At 64.0% G+C, this 16,955-nt stretch carries 15 protein-coding genes and 1 tRNA gene; 7 read left to right on the top strand and 9 right to left on the bottom strand.

Features of this window, described 5'->3' with window-relative positions; genetic code table 11:
- Positions 1-2: 2 nt before the first annotated feature.
- Complete coding sequence (locus tag IEV56_RS08940; protein WP_188450021.1) at positions 3-2,018, bottom strand: S9 family peptidase; 2,016 nt, start codon at positions 2,016-2,018, stop codon at positions 3-5.
- A 45-nt stretch (positions 2,019-2,063) separates the two neighbouring features.
- On the opposite strand from IEV56_RS08940, the gene IEV56_RS08935 reads away from it, so the two are divergent.
- The 3 genes from IEV56_RS08935 to IEV56_RS08925 all read left to right on the top strand — a co-directional run bounded on the left by IEV56_RS08935 (position 2,064) and on the right by IEV56_RS08925 (position 3,291).
- Positions 2,064-2,140: transfer RNA gene (locus tag IEV56_RS08935), tRNA-Arg, on the top strand.
- Between the two features lie 37 nt (positions 2,141-2,177).
- Positions 2,178-2,852, top strand: a complete 675-nt coding sequence (locus IEV56_RS08930) for an SOS response-associated peptidase (protein WP_188450020.1) — start codon at positions 2,178-2,180, stop codon at positions 2,850-2,852.
- Between the two features lie 55 nt (positions 2,853-2,907).
- Entirely contained in the window at positions 2,908-3,291 is a 384-nt protein-coding gene (locus IEV56_RS08925) for a hypothetical protein (protein ID WP_188450019.1), read from the top strand.
- 3 nt (positions 3,292-3,294) lie between these two features.
- Here the strand turns inward: IEV56_RS08925 and IEV56_RS08920 are convergent, their stop codons facing one another.
- Genes IEV56_RS08920 through IEV56_RS08900 form a run of 5 tightly spaced genes read right to left on the bottom strand, consistent with a single transcriptional unit; the run spans position 3,295 to position 10,340 of the window.
- Positions 3,295-3,999, bottom strand: coding sequence for a L,D-transpeptidase (locus tag IEV56_RS08920; RefSeq protein ID WP_229730234.1), 705 nt, complete (start codon positions 3,997-3,999; stop codon positions 3,295-3,297).
- A 29-nt stretch (positions 4,000-4,028) separates the two neighbouring features.
- Positions 4,029-4,661 carry a TetR/AcrR family transcriptional regulator gene (locus tag IEV56_RS08915; RefSeq protein WP_188450018.1) on the bottom strand — a complete coding sequence of 211 codons (633 nt, stop codon included), beginning with the start codon at positions 4,659-4,661 and terminating at the stop codon, positions 4,029-4,031.
- 2 nt (positions 4,662-4,663) lie between these two features.
- Positions 4,664-6,061, bottom strand: coding sequence for an efflux transporter outer membrane subunit (locus IEV56_RS08910; protein ID WP_188450017.1), 1,398 nt, complete (start codon positions 6,059-6,061; stop codon positions 4,664-4,666).
- The gene (locus IEV56_RS08905; RefSeq protein ID WP_188450016.1) at positions 6,054-9,194 is read right to left on the bottom strand and encodes an efflux RND transporter permease subunit; all 3,141 of its coding nucleotides are present in this window, start codon (positions 9,192-9,194) and stop codon (positions 6,054-6,056) included. The genes IEV56_RS08910 and IEV56_RS08905 overlap by 8 nt, the downstream gene beginning before the upstream one ends.
- Positions 9,195-9,206: 12 nt before the next feature.
- On the bottom strand, positions 9,207-10,340 hold the full coding sequence (locus IEV56_RS08900) for an efflux RND transporter periplasmic adaptor subunit (RefSeq protein ID WP_188450177.1): 1,134 nt from the start codon (positions 10,338-10,340) through the stop codon (positions 9,207-9,209).
- Between the two features lie 253 nt (positions 10,341-10,593).
- Here IEV56_RS08900 and IEV56_RS08895 point away from each other — a divergent pair, with 253 nt between their 5' ends.
- Entirely contained in the window at positions 10,594-11,037 is a 444-nt protein-coding gene (locus IEV56_RS08895; RefSeq protein WP_188450015.1) for a DUF411 domain-containing protein, read from the top strand.
- Between the two features lie 98 nt (positions 11,038-11,135).
- On the top strand, positions 11,136-11,777 hold the full coding sequence (locus IEV56_RS08890) for a VWA domain-containing protein (RefSeq protein WP_188450014.1): 642 nt from the start codon (positions 11,136-11,138) through the stop codon (positions 11,775-11,777).
- A gap of 57 nt (positions 11,778-11,834) precedes the next feature.
- Here the strand turns inward: IEV56_RS08890 and IEV56_RS08885 are convergent, their stop codons facing one another.
- From IEV56_RS08885 to IEV56_RS08875, 3 genes are read right to left on the bottom strand one after another with little or no spacing between them, the layout of a single operon-like run.
- The gene (locus IEV56_RS08885; RefSeq protein ID WP_188450013.1) at positions 11,835-12,689 is read right to left on the bottom strand and encodes a PA4780 family RIO1-like protein kinase; all 855 of its coding nucleotides are present in this window, start codon (positions 12,687-12,689) and stop codon (positions 11,835-11,837) included.
- Between the two features lie 54 nt (positions 12,690-12,743).
- The gene (locus IEV56_RS08880) at positions 12,744-13,337 is read right to left on the bottom strand and encodes a hypothetical protein (protein WP_188450012.1); all 594 of its coding nucleotides are present in this window, start codon (positions 13,335-13,337) and stop codon (positions 12,744-12,746) included.
- A complete protein-coding gene (locus tag IEV56_RS08875; protein WP_188450011.1) occupies positions 13,334-15,334 on the bottom strand; it encodes a DUF2075 domain-containing protein in 2,001 nt (666 codons plus the stop codon). Before IEV56_RS08875 ends, IEV56_RS08880 begins: the two co-directional genes overlap by 4 nt.
- 70 nt (positions 15,335-15,404) lie before the next feature.
- On the opposite strand from IEV56_RS08875, the gene IEV56_RS08870 reads away from it, so the two are divergent.
- Both IEV56_RS08870 and IEV56_RS08865 read left to right on the top strand, forming a co-directional pair.
- Positions 15,405-15,956 (top strand): YaeQ family protein, encoded by a 552-nt coding sequence (locus IEV56_RS08870; protein WP_188450010.1) that lies wholly within the window; start codon positions 15,405-15,407, stop codon positions 15,954-15,956.
- Positions 15,957-16,115: 159 nt separating this feature from the next.
- Complete coding sequence (locus IEV56_RS08865; RefSeq protein WP_188450009.1) at positions 16,116-16,376, top strand: hypothetical protein; 261 nt, start codon at positions 16,116-16,118, stop codon at positions 16,374-16,376.
- Positions 16,377-16,955 lie beyond the last annotated feature (579 nt).

Genomic DNA, 16,955 nt, shown 5'->3' with positions numbered 1-16,955 from the left:
ATTCAATTCCTCGGCATCAGATAACGGGAATACCAGTCGATGTGGCGTTGCAGGCGGTCGACCAGATACGACGGCACCGACAGGCCATGGTATTGGCCCGGATACACCACCAGCTGGGTCGGCACGCCGCGCGAACGCAGGGCTTGGTACATCTGCATGGCGCCCAGACAGGGCACGTTGAAGTCGCGTTCGGCGCACTGGAACAGGGTCGGCGTGGCGATGCGGCCGGCCTGCAGGAACGGACGGCTGACCCGCGCGTAGGCGTCGGGATTGTCCCACGGCGTGCCGAGCTCGGCTTCGTACTCGCGGGTGTATTGGTCGAAGCCGTAGGACGCGAAGGTGTTGGTGGCGCCGGCGCCGCTGACCGCGGCCTGGAAGCGCGCATCGGCGGCGATGACGTAGTTGGTGAGGATGCCGCCGTAGCTCCAGCCGCCCACGCCCAGCCGCTGCGGATCGGCCACGCCGAGCGCGACCGCATGATCGACGCCGGCCAGCACGTCCTGCACGTCCCGGTTGCCCCAATCGGCGTAGATGGCCTTGGCGAATTCGAAGCCGCGGCCGGAGCTGCCGCGCGGATTGACCGCCAACACCGCGAAACCGGCGGCGGCATAGGCCTGCCAATCGGCCATGAATTCGCGGCTGAACTGGTAGACCGGCCCGCCATGCAGGCGCAGGATGGTCGGATAGCGGCGGCCGGGCACGGCATCCAGGGGCTTGAGCAATAAACCGTCGATTTCGGTGCCGTCGGCGCTGCGGAACCGGATGTCTTCGACCGGCGCCAGCGTCAGCGCCGACAGCCAGGCGTTGTGAGCGGTCAGCGCCGTCAATCGGCCGCCGGCGCGCACCCGGCTGAGCTCGAACGGCCGCAGCGGCGTACTGCCGTTCACCACCACCTCGCCCTGCCGGCTCACCGCCAGTCCATAGTCGTATCGGCCGCCACGGGTCAGCATCGTCGTCTTGCCGCTGCCGACATCGACCTTGACCGCGTGCATGGCCTGCGGCGCTTCGACCAATACCGCCAAGTGCCGGCTGTCCGGCAACCACTGCGGCTTGATGCTGAAGCGGTCGGCCAGCGCCGGCGGGTATTCGCGGCCGGTATCCAACTCGAGCACCGCCAACTGCCAGGGCGCGTAGTAAATCCACTGGCCGGCTTCGCTGCGCACATAGGCGATGCGGCGGCCGTCCGGGCTCCAGGCCGGGCGGGTTTCCCAATACGGATCGAGGTCGCTGCCCGGATAGCGGGTGAGCTGGGTTTCGGCGCCGCCGGCCACGGCCTCGACCATGAACAGGTCCCAATTGCTGTGCCGGTCCGGATCTTTGCCGCGCTTGCTGACATAGGCGATGCGCGTGCCGTCCGGCGAAAACGCCGGCAGGTAGTGGTCGTAGGGGCCACGGGTCAGCGCCACCGGTTCGCCGCCGGCCAGATCGAGCAGATACAGATGCAGGCGGCGTTCATCCAAGTAACCGGTCACGTCTTCCATGAACTGGAAACGCGTGCTGACGAACGGCTTGGGATTCGGCGGCCGCTTGCCGTCCGGGTACTCGGCGTCGCGCACGATCAGCGCCAGATGGCGGCCGTCGGGCGATAGCGCGTAATCGTCCACGCCCTGCGGCACGCGGGTCACCGCCAGCGCCGGGCCGCCACCATGCAAGGTCATGCGCCAGACCTGGGTGATGCCGTCCTCGCCGGCGTCGGACAGGAAATACAACGCGTGCCCGTCGGGTGCGTACACCGGCTGCCATTCACTGTGCGGGGTGGCGGTCAGCCGCCGCGGCGGCGTGCCGTCCAAGGCCACCGTCCACAGGTCGCTGCTGAATACGTCGCGCCCGGCGTCGGCGGTTTCCACGCTATAGGCCAGGTGTTTGCCGTCCGGCGCGAACACCGGATCGGACACGTTCTGCAGCCGGTTCACATCGTCCGGGCGAAAGCCGCGCGTCGGCGGCGCGGCGGCCGCAACCGACATCGCGGCCAATACCAAGACGGCGGCGGACAAAGCGTTCAGGACGGCTGGGCGCATGTTCGGATTGTTATCGGGGCCAACGGGCATCATAATACGGCGCAGGTCCCCGTAGCTCAGCTGGATAGAGCGGCTTCCTCCTAAGAAGCAGGTCGTGCGTTCGAATCGCGCCGGGGACGCCATTTCGCGCCGATGCCCGACACGCGCTAGAATCGGCGCATGTGCGGCCGTTTCGTCCAACTCCCGATCCATGCCGGGGCGCCCCTGCCCTGGCCGGACCTGCGTGCCGGGTTCGCGCTGCTGCCGGCACGCTACAACCTGGCGCCGGGGCAAAGCGCCGCGGTGCTGGTACAGGACGGCGACGCGCCGGCGCTGAAGAACATGCACTGGGGCCTGATGCCGTTCTGGGCCAAGGAGCTGGCCTTGGGCCAGCACACCTTCAACGCCCGGCTGGAGACGCTGGACGACAAACCCGCGTTCCGTGCCGCGTTCAAGGCCCGGCATGCCGCGGTGCCGATGGCCGGCTACTACGAGTGGCGCTCCACGCCCGAGGGCAAGCAACCCTACTATTTCCATCCCGAACGCGCCGGCGATACTCTGTGGGTGGCGGCGCTGTGGGAGCCGAAGCACCCGCTGTTGGAAGACGGCCGCGAAGGCAGTTTCACCCTGATCACCCAGGCCGCCGACGGCCTGCCGGCCGAGGTGCATCCGCGCATGCCGGTGTTCCTGGAGCCGCGTGACGTGGCGAAGTGGCTGACGCTGGCGCCCGGGCCCTCGATGCCGTTCCTGCTGACCCGCGCCCTGCCGGCGCTGAAGATGCACGCGGTGGCCAAACGCGTGAACGCCGGCCGCGAGGACGACGCCGCGTTGATCGAACCGATCGCGCCGCCCTGAGCTTCACCCCGCGTTGCCTTGCCGCGGCGATACAATGGCGCGACAAGGAGACGCCATGAAAAACGCCATCACCGCCCTCGCCGCCCTGCTCGCGCTGTCGGCCTGCAGCGAACCGCCCAAGCACCAGATCGTGTTCACCCACGAGGACACCTGCCGGATCCAGATCAACGACCTGCAGTACGGCCAGGCCAACGACACCGACCGGCCCTGCCAGCGCATCACCGAAGACGGCGACACCGTGGCGGTGACGGTGAATTTCCTGAGCGAAACCTGCAACGCCTACCGCTACGACCGCGTCGGCGCGCGCGAGGGCAGCGAGGGCGTGTTCGCGTTCAAGCCGGAACAGAACGAACCCAACGTCAATTGCCGCTTCATCCCGCAATACGCCGATTCGGCCGCGCAGTGGGTGCTGCTGACCCAGCCGCCGCCGGAAGACTGAGCCTCAGCGCGCGACCTGCGCCTGCGGGCCGAACAGTTCGGACACCGGACGGGTTTCCGGCAGGATGTAGACCGTGCCGTTGGTGCCGGCGAATTGGCTGCGCACCACCTCGTCGAAGAAGCGCGCCGGCACGTTGATGCAACCGAACGAGATGCGGTTGTCGTCCACCGTCGGACTGTCGAGGCGCTGCTGGCGCGCCTCGCGTGGATTGCCGGTGGCGACCCGGTGCAGCGAGAGCGCGGAGTCGTAATCGACCCACAGGATATCTTCGCCTTTCAGGTTGCGCCCGATCTGCACGCGGAAGCGGCCGGCCGGGGTGATGCGCATCTCGGGCGTGATCTGCGACAGCGGCAGGCTGCCGATGCCGGGCACGTCCTCGTCGCCGACCGCCAGGCCGAGCAATACCGGCGCGTCGCCGCGCAGGCGGCCGCGGCCGTCGAACACGAACACCCGGGCCGCGCGCTTGTCGATGATGGCGAACGGCAACTGGCCGTGGTCGGCCACGCTCAGCACCCAGGACGCGACTGCTTCGGCGTCCGGCGAAGGCTCGATGCCGGCGAAATCCGGCGCGCCCGGCAGATGCGCCGGTTGCGCGCCGCTCCCGGTGCCGATGGCCGGCGTACGGTTCTGCGCCGTGGCGGACGCCGACAGGCACAGCCACACGGCAATCAGCGATAGATGGCAGAGGTGACGGCAAATCGGTTTCATGGCGTATAGCTTACGCAGGCACTTTGGATTTAACCAGCCGGCGCGGGCGCACCGCCGGCCAGCACGAACGGCAGGAAGCGGCGCAGGCTGGCTTCCAACAGGGCCGGATCCAGCGTCGGATCGCGCGTCTGGCGCACTTTCATGCCTTCGAACAGCAGCTGCAGCAGCAAGGCGGCCTCGCGTGCGCGCGCTTCCGGCAGGCCATGGCCGCCGGCGTGCTTGCCGCGCATCAACCACTGCACCAGGGCATCGCGCAGATTCTGGTCGAAATGGCGGACCACGGCGTGGATTTCCGGGTCGCGGGTGGCTTCGGCCGACAGCTCTAGCAGCAGCGCCGGGCTCAGGTCGTTGCGGTCGCAGCCGTGGCCACCGACGAACTTGGCGGTCATCTCCGCGGCCAGGTCGATCGGCCGATGCAGGCTGATGTCCTGGTTCAGGCGTTCGAGCTGGCGCGCGATGATGGCGCGGATGATGGCGGCTTTATTGTCGAAATAGCGGTAGATCAAACCCGGGCTCATGCCGGCGGCCTCCGCGATGCGCGCCATGCCGGCGGCATGGAAGCCCTGCTCGATGAAGCACCGCTGCGCGGCCGACAGGATGCGCTCGCGCTGGGCCTCGGTACGCGCCAGCGCCTTGTCGCTCTTGGCCCGTTCCGCGCTCACGCTCACTCCTTCCAGCCGCCGCCCAGCACGCGGTACAGCGCGATGCGGTTACCCTGCTCGGCCAGACGCACGGCCACCAGCCCTTGGCGGGCGGCGAACAATGTGCGCTCGGCATCCAGGCGCGCCAGCTGGCTGTCGCGGCCGGCACGGTAGCGGGCCGCAGCCAAGGTATCGGCGCGTTCGGCGGCGGCCACCAGGGCTTCCTGCGCCTGCCGTTGGCGGGCCAAGGTGCCGGTCAGCGCCAAGGCATCGGCCACATCACGGAATCCGGCCTGGATGGCGCGCTCATAGCCGGCCAAGGCGATGTCGCGATCGACCTTGGACAACGACAGGTTGGCCAGCAAGCGGCCGCCCTGGAAGATCGGCAGATTCAGTTTCGGCACGAAGCTCCAGCCGCGGGTACCGGCATCGAACAGGCCGGACAGCTCCGGGCTGGCGGTTTCGGTCGCGCCGGTCAGGGTGATCGACGGGAAGAACGCCGCACGGGCGGCGCCGATGTCGGCGTTGGCGGCGCGCAAGGTGTTTTCCGCGGCGCGGATGTCGGGTCGGCGCAGCAGCACCGACGACGGCAATTCGGCCGGCAGCGGCAACAGACCGGTGGCGCCGTCGTCCAGCGCGGCCGCGGTCAATCCGGCCGAGACCGGCTTGCCGACCAGCAGATCGAGCGCGTTGCCGGCCTGCGCGGTCACGCCGGCGATGCGTGCCGCTTCGGCGCGCGCCGATTCGACCTGGGTTTCGGCCTGCGCCAGTTCCAGCGCCGAAATCGCACCGGCCTGATGGCGTTTGCGATCGAGTTCCAACGCCTGTTCGCGGCTGCGCAGGGTGCGTTCGGCCAGCTGCTGCAGCTCGCGGTTGGCGCTCAGGCCCAGATAGGCCGTGGCCACTTCCGCGACCAGGCTGATCTGTGCCGCCTGCCGGTTCTCGACCTGCGCGAAGTAGCGCTGGCGACCGGCTTCGCTCAGGTTGCGCACGCGCCCGAACAGGTCGAGCTCGAACGCGGCCAGGCCGAAACCGGCGCTGAAGTCTTCGCTGACCGGCACGGCGTCGCCGCCGCCGCGGCGCATCTGCGCCGTGGCATCGACCGACGGCAGGCGGTCGGCGCGCCGGATGCGGTACTGCGCCCGCGCGCGTTCGACGTTCAGTACCGCCACGCGCAGGTCGCGGTTGTGTTCCAGCGCCTGCCCGATCAGGTCCTGCAGCACCGGATCGCGGAAGAAGCCGCGCCAGCCGATGTCGGCCACCTCGCCGGCTTCGGCGTCGACGGCGCGCTCGGCCGCCGCCACCGGCAACTGCGCCGGAATGCCGGCGTCGGCCGCGGGCAGTTTCGGTTCCAGGGCGGCACAGCCGCCGGCCAGCAGCGCGACGGCCAGGGCCAGGCGCTTGGGAGTCGCGTCAATCATGGGAATCCGCTCCTTGGCCGCCGCGCGCGGACGACAGCCGGTCGATCAAACGCCGCACGCTCACGAAGAACAGCGGGATGAAGAAAATGCCGAGGAAGGTGCCGGCCAGCATGCCGCCGATCACGCCGGTGCCGATGGCGCGTTGCGCGCCGGAGCCGGCGCCGGTGGCCAGGGCCAGCGGCAACACGCCGAAGCCGAACGCGATCGAGGTCATCAGGATCGGGCGCAGGCGGTCGCGGATGGCGGCGACGGTGCCCTCGACCAGGCCCATGCCCTTCTCCAGGTTGGACTTGGCGAACTCGATGATCAGCACCGCGTTCTTGCTCGACAGGCCGACGGTGGTCAGCATGCCGACCTGGAAGTACACGTCGCGCTCCAGACCGCGCAGCCAGGTGAACAGCACGGTGCCGAGGATGCCGAGCGGCACCACCATCAGCACCGAGCTCGGGATCGACCAGCTTTCGTACAGCGCCGCCAGGCACAGGAACACCACCAGCAGCGACAGCGCGTACAGCATCGGCGTCTGCGCGTTGGCCACGCGTTCCTGATAGGACTGGCCGCTCCATTCCAACGTGAAGCCCGGCGGCAGCTGCGCGGCCAAGCGTTCCATCTCGGCCATGGCGTCGCCCGAGGACACGCCCGGCGCGGCCTGGCCGGTGACGTTCACCGCCGGCACGCCGTTGTAGCGTTCCAGGCGCGGCGAGCCGTATTCCCAGCGCTGGCTGGAGAACGACGACACCGGCACCATGTCGCCCGCCTTGTTGCGCACCGACCAGCGTTGGAAGTCCTCCGGCACCATGCGATATTCGGCGTCCGATTGCACGTACACGCGCTTGACCCGGCCGCGGTCGATGAAGTCGTCGATGTAGCGTCCGCCCCAGGCCACCGACAGCGCGCTGTTGATGGCGTCGACGGTGACGCCGAGCGCGGCCGCCTTCTCGGTGTCGATGTCGAGGCGGAACTGCGGCGTGTCCTCCTGGCCGTTAGGGCGCACGCCCTGCAGCAGCTTGCTCTGCGCCGCAGCACCGAGCAGCTGGTTGCGCGCCGCCATCAGCGCGTCGTGGCCCTGGTTGTTGCTGTCCTTCAGGTACAGGTTGAAGCCGCCGGTGGTGCCGAGCTCGGTGACCGGCGGCGGCGCGATGGCGAACACCATGGCGTCCTTGATCTGGCTGAAGGCGCCCATGGCGCGGCCGGCCATCGCGTTCACGCTGGCGTCGGCGCTGGTGCGTTCCTCCCAGTCCTTGAGCTTGACGAACACCATGCCGTTGTTCTGGCCGCTGCCGGCGAAACTGAAGCCCTGTACCGCGAAGGTCGATTCGATGTGGGTGCTTTCGTTCTTGAGGTAGTGCGACTCGACCTGCTCCATCACCTTCTGGGTGCGCTGCTGGGTGGCGCCGACCGGCGTCTGCACGATGGTGAACAGCACGCCCTGGTCTTCGTCCGGCAGGAACGAGGACGGCACGCGCGCGTACAGCAGCGCCATGGCGCCGGCCAGCGCGGCGTAGACCAGCAGGAAGCGGCCGCTGCGCGCCAGCATGCGGCGCACGGTGCCTTGGTAGCGCGCGTTGCCGCTGTCGAACTTGGCGTTGAACCACTTGAAGAAGCCCTTCTCGCCGTGGTGCTCGCCTTTCTTCAGCGGCTTGAGCAACGTGGCGCACAGGGCCGGGGTCAGCACGATGGCGACCAGCACCGACAGCGCCATGGCCGAGACGATGGTGGCGGTGAACTGGCGGTAGATGACGCCGGTCGAGCCGGTCAGGAACGCCATCGGCACGAACACCGCGGCCAGCACCAGGCCGATGCCGACCAGCGCGCCGGTGATCTGGTCCATCGATTTGCGGGTGGCCTCGAGCGGACTCAGGCCCTCCTCGCTCATCAAGCGCTCCACGTTCTCGACCACCACGATGGCGTCGTCGACCAACAGGCCGATGGCCAGCACCATGGCGAACATGGTCAGCATGTTGATGGAGAAGCCGAGCGCCAGCAGGATGCCGAGCGTGCCGAGCAGCACCACCGGCACCGCGATGGTCGGGATCAGGGTGGCGCGGAAATTCTGCAGGAACAGGAAGATCACCAGGAACACCAGCACCACCGCTTCCAGCAGGGTCTTCAGCACCTCGTTGATCGAGACCCGCACGAACGGCGTGGTGTCGAACGGCACCACCACCTTCAGGCCTTTCGGGAACGAGGGCTTCATCTGCTCCATCAGCGCGGCCACGGCGTCGGAGGTCTGCAGCGCGTTGGCGTTGGTGGCCAGCGAGACGGCGACGCCCGAGGCCGGCTGGCCGTTGTAGCGGCTGATCACCGAATAGCTCTCCGAGCCGAGTTCGACCCGGGCCACGTCGCCGAGCTTGAGCGCCGAGCCGTCGGCGTTGGCGCGCACCACGATGTCGCGGAACTGCTCGGGGGTCTGCAGGCGGTCCTGTACGGTGATGGTGGCGTTGATCTGCTGGCCGTCGATGGCCGGCGTGCCGCCGAGCTGGCCGACCGCGATCTGCGCGTTCTGCGCCTGGATGGCGGCGATGACCTCGGCCGGCGCCAGCTTGTAGGCCGCCAGCTTGTCCGGGTTCAGCCAGATGCGCATGGCGTACTTGCCGCCGAACACCTGCACGCCGCCCACGCCGGGCACGCGCGACAGCGGCTCGACGATGGTCGAGGACACGTAGTCGGAGATGTCGTTGCGGTCCATGCTGCCGTCTTCGGACACGAAGCCGAGCACCTGCAGGAAGCCGGTGCTGGCCTTGTTGACGCTGATGCCCTGCTGCTGCACCACCGCCGGCAGCAGCGGCGTGGCGGCCTGCAGCTTGTTCTGCACCTGCACCTGCGCGGTGTCGGGGTCGGTGCCGGTCTTGAAGGTCAGCGTGATGCCGACCGCGCCGTTGGAATCGCTGGTCGAGGACATGTAGTCCAGGCCGTCCAGGCCGGTCATCGACTGCTCGATGATCTGGGTCACCGAGTTCTCGACCGCCTGCGCCGAGGCGCCCGGATAGACCGCGTTGATGGAGACCGTGGGCGGCGCGATCTGCGGGTAGCGCGAGATCGGCAGGCGGGTCAGCGCCAGGGCGCCGGCCAGCATGATGATGATGGCGATGACCCAGGCGAAGATCGGCCGGTCGATGAAGAAGCGTGCCATGGATGCGTTTCCTTAGTTGGCGGCCGGAGCGGCTTTGGCCTCGACGGCTTTCACCGGCGCGCCGGGGGCGATCTTCTGCAGACCTTCGACGATGACCTTGTCGCCGGCTTTCAGGCCGGACTCGACCAGCCACTGGTCGCCGACGGTGCGGCTGACGGTGACGGTGCGGGCTTCGACCTTGCCGTCCTTGCCGACCACCATCGCGGTGGCGGCGCCGCGCGGATCGCGGGCGATGCCCTGTTGCGGCACCAGCACGGCGTCGGCGCGCAGGCCGCTGCCGATCACCGCGCGCACGTACATGCCGGGCAGCAACAGGCCGTCCGGATTCGGCACCACCACGCGCAGGGTGCTGCTGCCGGTGGACGGATCGACCGTGGCCTCCGAGAACGCCAGGCGGCCGGTCTGCGCGTATTCGCTGCCGTCTTCCAGCAGGATCTTGACCGGCAAGGTGTCGGCGCCGCTCAAGGTGCCGGCGGCGATGCCTTTGCGCAGGGCCAGCAGTTCGGCGCTGGATTGGGTCAGGTCGACGTGCATCGGATCGATCTGCTGCACGGTGGCCAAGGCCTCGGCCTGGCCGGCGCTGACCAAAGCGCCTTGGGTGACGGTGGAGCGGCCGATGCGACCGCTGATCGGCGAGCTGATGCGGGCGTAACCGACATTGATGCCGCTGGCGCGGACCGCGGCTTGGGCCGCCTTCACGTCGGCTTCGGCCTGGCGCAGGGCGGCCTGCGCGGCGTCGTCGTCCTGCTTGCTGACGGCGTCGATCTTGACCAATTCGGCGCTGCGCTGCGCGTTCAGGCGGGCGGTGGTCAGCGCGGCCTGGGCGCGGGCCAAGGTGGCGCGGGCGCTGTCGTCGCTGGCGCGGTACACGGCGTCGTCGATCTGGTACAGGGCTTCGCCTTGGCGCACGCGGCCGCCCTCGGTGAACAGCCGGCGCTGGATGATGCCGCTGACCTGCGGCCGGACTTCGGCCACGGCCGAGGCCATGGTGCGGCCCGGCAGTTCGCGGGTCAGGGTGACCGGCGCGGCTTTCAGGGTGACCACGGCCACCTCGGTGGCGCCGGGCGGCGGCGGTGCGCCCTCGCCACCGCTACAGGCGGCGAGCACGAGAGCCAGGGCAAGCGGGGTCAGACGGGGCATGGAGATGGCCATAGAAGGGTCCGGAAGGTCAGAAATTAGGGGCGTAGTGTAAACGTTCATTCTCTTTTTGGCAATAATCCAAAGCCAAGCAAGAATGAACCTTCGCTCAGGGCCGAGCCCTGCCTGCGTAGCTAATCACCAATCCGGGGCCGGGAACAGGGCCATTGGTCATGATGCAGGTCAAGCGCTCACGCGATGGCCACCCCGCGCACCGCGCCGATGGGTAGAATGCCTGCATCCCCAGATTCCGGAGCCCGCCATGACCGCTTTCCGCCTGCGCCTGTTGACCGCCCTGCTCGCCCTGACCGTGGCCGGCGCCGCGTTCGCGCAATCCCTGCTCGGCGTCACCGTGTACAAGAGCCCGTACTGCGGTTGCTGCCATCTGTGGATCGAACACCTGCAGAAAAACGGCTTCCAAGTGACCGCCAAGGACGTGGACGACACCGCGCCGCAGCGCCAGCGCCTGGGCATGCCGGCCAAACTCGGCTCCTGCCACACCGCGGTGGTGGGCGGCTACGTCATCGAGGGCCACGTGCCGGCCGCCGACATCCGCCGCCTGCTGAAAGAGAAGCCGAAGGCCGTGGGCCTGGCCGTGCCGGGCATGCCGCTGGGCTCGCCGGGCATGGAATCGGCGCGGCCGCAGCCGTACGACACCCTGCTGGTGCTGAAGGACGGTTCGACCAAGGTCTGGGCGAAGCACTAAGTTTTACCCGGCCCCAAACCCGGCCTCTCAGCTTCTGAGACGCCGGTCCCGTATCGTGCATCTGCCGACAACCGCCGGCCACGACACGGAGAATAACAATGACAAACGCGAAATCCACCCACATCACCCTGATCCTCGACCGTTCCGGCTCGATGGGCGACATCCAGGACGACATCATCGGCGGCGTGAACGCCTTCTTCGACACCCAGGCCGCGCAGGACGGCCCGGTGACCGCCACCCTGGTGCAGTTCGACGGCCAGGATCCGTTCGAACTGCTGGCCGACAACGTGCCCGTGGCCGAAGTGCGGCCGCTGACCGCCGCGACCTACGTGCCGCGCGCCGACACCCCGTTGCTGGACGCCATCGGCAACGGCATCCATCGCCTTGAGAGGCAACTGAACGAGTTGCCGACCGCCGATCGCCCCGGCGGCATCGTGTTCGTGATCGTGACCGACGGCATGGAGAACGCCAGCCGCAAGTTCACCCGCGCCCACGTGGCCGACCTTATCAAGGCCAAGCAGGCCACGGGCTGGGAGTTCGTGTTCCTGTCCAGCGATTTGTCGGCGGTGCAGGAAGCCCGCGATTTCAACGTGCAGACCGATTCCTCCATCCGCTTCTCCAAGCGTAATACCCGCGAAAGCATGGAAGTGGCGGCGGAGAAAGTGGTGGTCTACCACCAGCGCCGCGAACGGGTGAAGTTCAGCGACGGCGAGCGCAAGCGCTTGGACGACGGCGCGTAAGCGTCGGAGCGGCAACCGGAAAAAGCAGGCTTCGGCCTGCTTTTTTCATGCCCGGGCTTATTCCTGCTCGGCGGCTTCGCGGCCCTGCTGGCGGATGATGGCCTCCTGGCGCGCGTCCTCGATCGACATCAGCACCGCGTCCAGATCGGCCTCGTGGCTGTCGAACACGAACTCGCCGCTCAGCGCGGAATCGGCCAGCAGGTCGCCTTTCTCGTACAGCGCCCACATCTCCTCGCCGAAATGCGTGTCGGCCAGTTCCGGCGCGAAGCGCGCCAGGCTGGCGCGCAGGTTGTGCACGTCGCGTAGCAGCATGGCGCGCGCGGCGTTGTTGCCGGCGGCGCTGACCACCTGCGGGAAGTCGATGATGACCGGACCCTGCCCGGTGACCAGCACGTTGTATTCGCTCAAATCGCCGTGGATCAGGCCCAGGCTGAGCATGCGCACCACGTCGCGCACCAGTTCGGCATGGAACCACCGCGCCTGCTCGGCCTCCAGCTCCACCTCGCCCAGGCGCGGCGCGCTGGCGCCCTCGTCGTCGGTCACCAGTTCCATCAGCAGCACGCCGTGGAAATAGCCGTGCGGCCGCGGCACGCTCACGCCGGCCTCGTGCAGGGCGTACAGCGCGTCCACTTCGGTGTTCTTCCAGGCGGTTTCCTGTTCCTTGCGGCCGAACTTGGTAGCCTTGCCCATAGCCCGCATGGCGCGGCTGCCACGCACTTTGCGGCCTTCCTGGTATTGCACGCGGGCCTGGAAGCTGCGCTGGGCCATGTCCTTGTAGACCTTGGCGCACAGCACCTCGTCACCGCGCTGCACCACATACACGGCGGCTTCCTTGCCGCTTTTCAGCGGACGCAATACGGCGTCGATGACGCCATCGTCGATCAGGGCCTGCAGGCCGGCGGGGGTTCTCATGCGGCCATTATCGCCGATTGAGGGCTCGACCTACCTTTTGAGCAACGTTAATTTTCAGCGTGCGTTGTTTGCTTTATGTTGTTTTCGAATCCCAGGATCGATGACATCGATTTGGCGTTCCTTCTGCATGAAGGCTCTGTCGCCGGGCTCAAGTTGACAGTTTCGGCTAAGAATTTCGAGTTCATCACCGTTTCGTGCCGCTCCGCTCTGAAGATTCACAACTACGCCCAATGTGTCGCCTAATGGCTCCAGCTTCAAACAGATGGCATCAATGGTTTTGTAAGATTTTTGATCATTCTGTTCAACTATTGCAAAAAGATTCTCGCGGTCAAACCAGACCACGGAACGAACGCCCGGAACGGTTTTGGCTACCTCCCGGGCTTTTTCCCGGTCAACCGCTCTTGCCGGATCAGCAAGCTTTATAGAACGCTTGAAGTCATCCGTAATACCTTGAACACCTGCTTGCACTGACTGCTGGTCGCCCGCAAGCGCTGCCGCATGCACACCCGCGACTTTCGAGGCCGTACTTAGAGGATTCAAGGGCTGGCCGGCTTTTTGCAGAGTTTCATTTTGATTTTGAGATTCGGAACAACCAGATGTGATAACCAATCCGATTAATCCAAACAAAATGAATAGCGATTTGTTCATTGGATGACCTCCAAACCAACGCTTTTCAAATACTTAAAGGTCTCATCATAGAAATGAGGGTAACGAGTAGGATCATCAGTAGAACCTTCCGGAACAACAATCACCATACCCTGCCTTGCCCGAGTCAACAGAACACGATACGCGTTCTTTAAATATGCCTTTCGCTCATTCTTGTTAATGTTTTGCCATTTCTCACCTACAAAAGATGAGTGCTTCCAGCCGGAATCTGTCATTCGAAAATCCGCATCCCAAACAACACAAACCCAGTCCAACTCTAGGCCTTGAACGACAAATTCAGTAGCGACATCCTCTAGATACCAAGACGACCGAACATCCGATTTATCGCCAAGAAACCAATGCTTGGGGTCAACATTGACTCGGATATCAATTGCTAACGGCTTTAAACGCGAAGCCTGCGAGGAAACGATCATTCCGTAACGCTGATTTGCACGCGCTGTAGATCGAATCCAATTTTTTGCAGAATCTAAATTGCGTGTAACTTTAATTGGATATTTATCATTGAACCCGGAAACTAAGGCTGTCGCATCATCATGATTCATATCCAAAAGCGATTTAACGAAACTAGAAACTTTCTCCGCACGATAGGAACGCATAGAAACAGAAAGATGCAAACTATCTCTCACATGGCTATTTTTTCTGGCGCTTAGCTTTTTAATTGCGGACTCTGCCCGATATTCAGAATCGGTCATATGTGTAGAGATATATGCATCCCACTCTGGATAATTTGAGTAAATGGCATCTATCCACGCTGAAATACCAGCCTCACCCGTATTGATTTCTTGACCACCACCAACCAGACAAACAATTACCGCCCAATCCTGATGGCGGTCCATACAAGAAATCAAGAAATCAGGCTCTGACTGATTAAATCCTGGAATTCCCTTTTTCCTGCTCATGAAATTGGATGTCTGCTCAACATTCCATGCCCGCTGAGCCTCATCAAAAATTACAACATGATCAGATGGCGGTGACTTGTCATCAGCAATGTACGCATCACGAAAATGGTGCACATTCTGAATAAATTGCTCTACCGGCCTAGCCGCATCTTTTTTCGTAAGCCTTAGGCCAGACTTCTTAGCCTCCGAAACACAATCCCTAACCAAAGACTCCCTAAGAACAGTTACCAGCGGCCCATTACCAGACAAGAAAACGCTGTGAAATCGGTCGTCTTTATTTCTGTGCTTTGTCGCGATATTAAGACCAACCAACGTTTTCCCGGCGCCAGGAACGCCGGTAACGAAACAAATAGCTTTACGGCTATTCGCTTTTGAGTACTCAATAATTTTTTCTATAGCTTCAGTTGTTTCAGTTAAATTTATCTTCTCAGCCGAGTGCGTAGAAATATCCTTAACATCATGATTTTTGTAGAGCGCGCTAGCGGCCTCGATAATTGTGGGTGTTGGCTCATACGAACCATTCTCCCAATCGCCTATATCAATAAACTTCCCCTCAGGGAAGGAATCGCGCACCAAAGCAATTGAATCACCAATCATGCTTGAATCGATGGCAAATGGCTTGCATACCCCATCGTGATCCACATGAATTTTTTCAGGCACTTTAATTTTCTTAGATTTTTTACCCGTTATGACTAATATTGGGCAAATCGTCTTGCCGTGACTGGTCTTGTGGAATGCCTTAAGATCCAAAGCATAGTCCCAAGCCTGATCAAGCGCCTGATTCGTATATTCCGAATCGCCCGTTTTGAATTCCAACACATAAATAACTGAACCGGTTATCAACAAAACGTCGATACGCTTTCCTAAGCGTGGAATCGAAAACTCGAAAAATAATTTACCTTGCGTTACAACACCATTTAGCTGGTCTTTTAAAATCTCAACCTCTTGTATCCAAGAGTTTCTTGTTGCTATGTCTAAGTCAAAGTTTGTGTTCTTAGACATGCGCCCGAGAACAATGTCAGCAGGGTCCTGCAAGAAGCTAGAAACATCTTCTGAGTAGTATGACTTGAGAATAGGCATTCCTTTACCTCATCTATTTCACGACCGGCAGCTCGGTTAGACTACCGCATTAAAATCCTTTGAGCACCCCATGGCCGCCCCCAACGCCACCGTCTACAAGTGCGAACTCCAGGTCACCGACATGGACCGGCACTACTACGCCAGCCACAACCTGACCCTGGCCCAGCACCCGTCGGAAACCGACGGCCGGCTGATGGCGCGCCTGATCGCCTTCGCCCTGTTCGCCGAGGAGCGCCTGGAAATGGGCCGCGGCCTGAGCACCGAGGAGGACCCGGACCTGTGGCTGCGCGACTACACCGGCGAGGTGGACCTGTGGATCGACCTGGGCCAGCCGGACGAGTCGCGGGTGAAGAAGGCTTGCGCGCGGGCCAAGCACGCGGTGGTGTTCGGCTACAACGGCAACGCCTTCGACATCTGGTGGGGCAAGAACGCGGGCGCCCTGGGCCGCTTCAAGAACCTGAGCGTGGTGGACATCGCCGCCGAGGACCTGGAAGCCGCCACCGCGGCCTTCCTGCAGCGCGGCATGCGCCTGACCGCCATGATCCAGGACGGCGAGCTGCAGCTGATGAGCGAAGACGTGACCGTGACCATGCGCCCGAACTGGCGCCAGCACGCGGGCTGAGTTCTCGCCCGGTGAGACGGGCGGGTGTAAAATGGCAATCAAGGGACGGAGGTACCTCCGTCCCCGACCGAAAGATTGGCCCACTCCACGGGCCGGGCGGATTTAACCCGACTTGCCGGGCCCGGCGCAGCGCCAAACCGGCTAAACAGGAGACTGAGCATGCGCATCCGCATCCGGATCGGCGAATCCGCCGTCCGCTATATCTTCATCGAACTGGTGCCCGGCACCGACGAAAACCACCGCCCGGTGTTCGACTACATCGCCGACGGCCGGCGCCTGCGCATCAGCCGTCGGGAATACGAGGCCATACGCCGCCATCCGGCCCGCCACTACTTCAGCACCGAGGCCAAGGTGAACCAGCGGTGCCTGAGCGAGGGTGCATTAAACAGGGACGGAGGTGCCTCCATCCCCTGCTACTAGTCCGATTGCCCGGCTCTGCCTGACATGCTGACGAATATAGCCGAGCTCGCCGGCGGCAATCGGCTGCTGTAGAAAGTCGCTGTAAACCGCTGCGCGCTCCTCACGGGTCGCACCCAATTCCAGATAGCACACATGCGGAACCAAAGACGGATCGGCGGCAGTACCCAGGCTTACGCGAGCGGAAGACCACTGGTACAAGGCTGGATCCGATACCAGGCCGGCCCTGACCGGATTAAGCTCGATGTACCGTTGCACATTCAGAAAGTACCGGCTGGATTGCACTAGGCAGGATTTGAACCGCCCCTCCCAAAGCGCACCGCTGCGGCCGTGCCTCCAGTTGTAATAGGGCACATAGCGGGAGCCGACGCGGCGCATGGCGCAGGCCAAACGACCGGGGACCGGCGAGGTCAGCAACAGATGATAGTGGTTACCCATCAGCGCATAAGCGTGCAGTGGGGTTCTACCCCGTTAATGCGGACACTTCAAAAAAGCCTCAAAATGGGGCAGGAGGAGTGTCATGGCAAAACGAAAGAAGTACAGCGAAGAGTTTAAACGCGAAGCGGTTAATTTGATACGTCA

It is taken from the genome of Arenimonas maotaiensis, from assembly GCF_014638745.1.
GTDB classification, from domain to species: Bacteria; Pseudomonadota; Gammaproteobacteria; order Xanthomonadales; family Xanthomonadaceae; genus Arenimonas; species Arenimonas maotaiensis.
Note: the sequence above shows the minus strand (reverse complement) of the source record. Positions and strands in the feature narration are given on the sequence as shown.

What these genes read in the sequence shown, in the direction of transcription:
- IEV56_RS08940 (WP_188450021.1), bottom strand. Translation starts at nt 2,018, where the DNA reads ATGCGCCCAGCCGTCCTGAACGCTTTGTCCGCCGCCGTCTTGGTATTG.
- IEV56_RS08930 (WP_188450020.1), top strand. Translation starts at nt 2,178, where the DNA reads ATGTGCGGCCGTTTCGTCCAACTCCCGATCCATGCCGGGGCGCCCCTG.
- IEV56_RS08925 (WP_188450019.1), top strand. Translation starts at nt 2,908, where the DNA reads ATGAAAAACGCCATCACCGCCCTCGCCGCCCTGCTCGCGCTGTCGGCC.
- IEV56_RS08920 (WP_229730234.1), bottom strand. Translation starts at nt 3,999, where the DNA reads ATGAAACCGATTTGCCGTCACCTCTGCCATCTATCGCTGATTGCCGTG.
- IEV56_RS08910 (WP_188450017.1), bottom strand. Translation starts at nt 6,061, where the DNA reads ATGATTGACGCGACTCCCAAGCGCCTGGCCCTGGCCGTCGCGCTGCTG.
- IEV56_RS08905 (WP_188450016.1), bottom strand. Translation starts at nt 9,194, where the DNA reads ATGGCACGCTTCTTCATCGACCGGCCGATCTTCGCCTGGGTCATCGCC.
- IEV56_RS08895 (WP_188450015.1), top strand. Translation starts at nt 10,594, where the DNA reads ATGACCGCTTTCCGCCTGCGCCTGTTGACCGCCCTGCTCGCCCTGACC.
- IEV56_RS08890 (WP_188450014.1), top strand. Translation starts at nt 11,136, where the DNA reads ATGACAAACGCGAAATCCACCCACATCACCCTGATCCTCGACCGTTCC.
- IEV56_RS08885 (WP_188450013.1), bottom strand. Translation starts at nt 12,689, where the DNA reads ATGAGAACCCCCGCCGGCCTGCAGGCCCTGATCGACGATGGCGTCATC.
- IEV56_RS08880 (WP_188450012.1), bottom strand. Translation starts at nt 13,337, where the DNA reads ATGAACAAATCGCTATTCATTTTGTTTGGATTAATCGGATTGGTTATC.
- IEV56_RS08875 (WP_188450011.1), bottom strand. Translation starts at nt 15,334, where the DNA reads ATGCCTATTCTCAAGTCATACTACTCAGAAGATGTTTCTAGCTTCTTG.
- IEV56_RS08870 (WP_188450010.1), top strand. Translation starts at nt 15,405, where the DNA reads ATGGCCGCCCCCAACGCCACCGTCTACAAGTGCGAACTCCAGGTCACC.
- IEV56_RS08865 (WP_188450009.1), top strand. Translation starts at nt 16,116, where the DNA reads ATGCGCATCCGCATCCGGATCGGCGAATCCGCCGTCCGCTATATCTTC.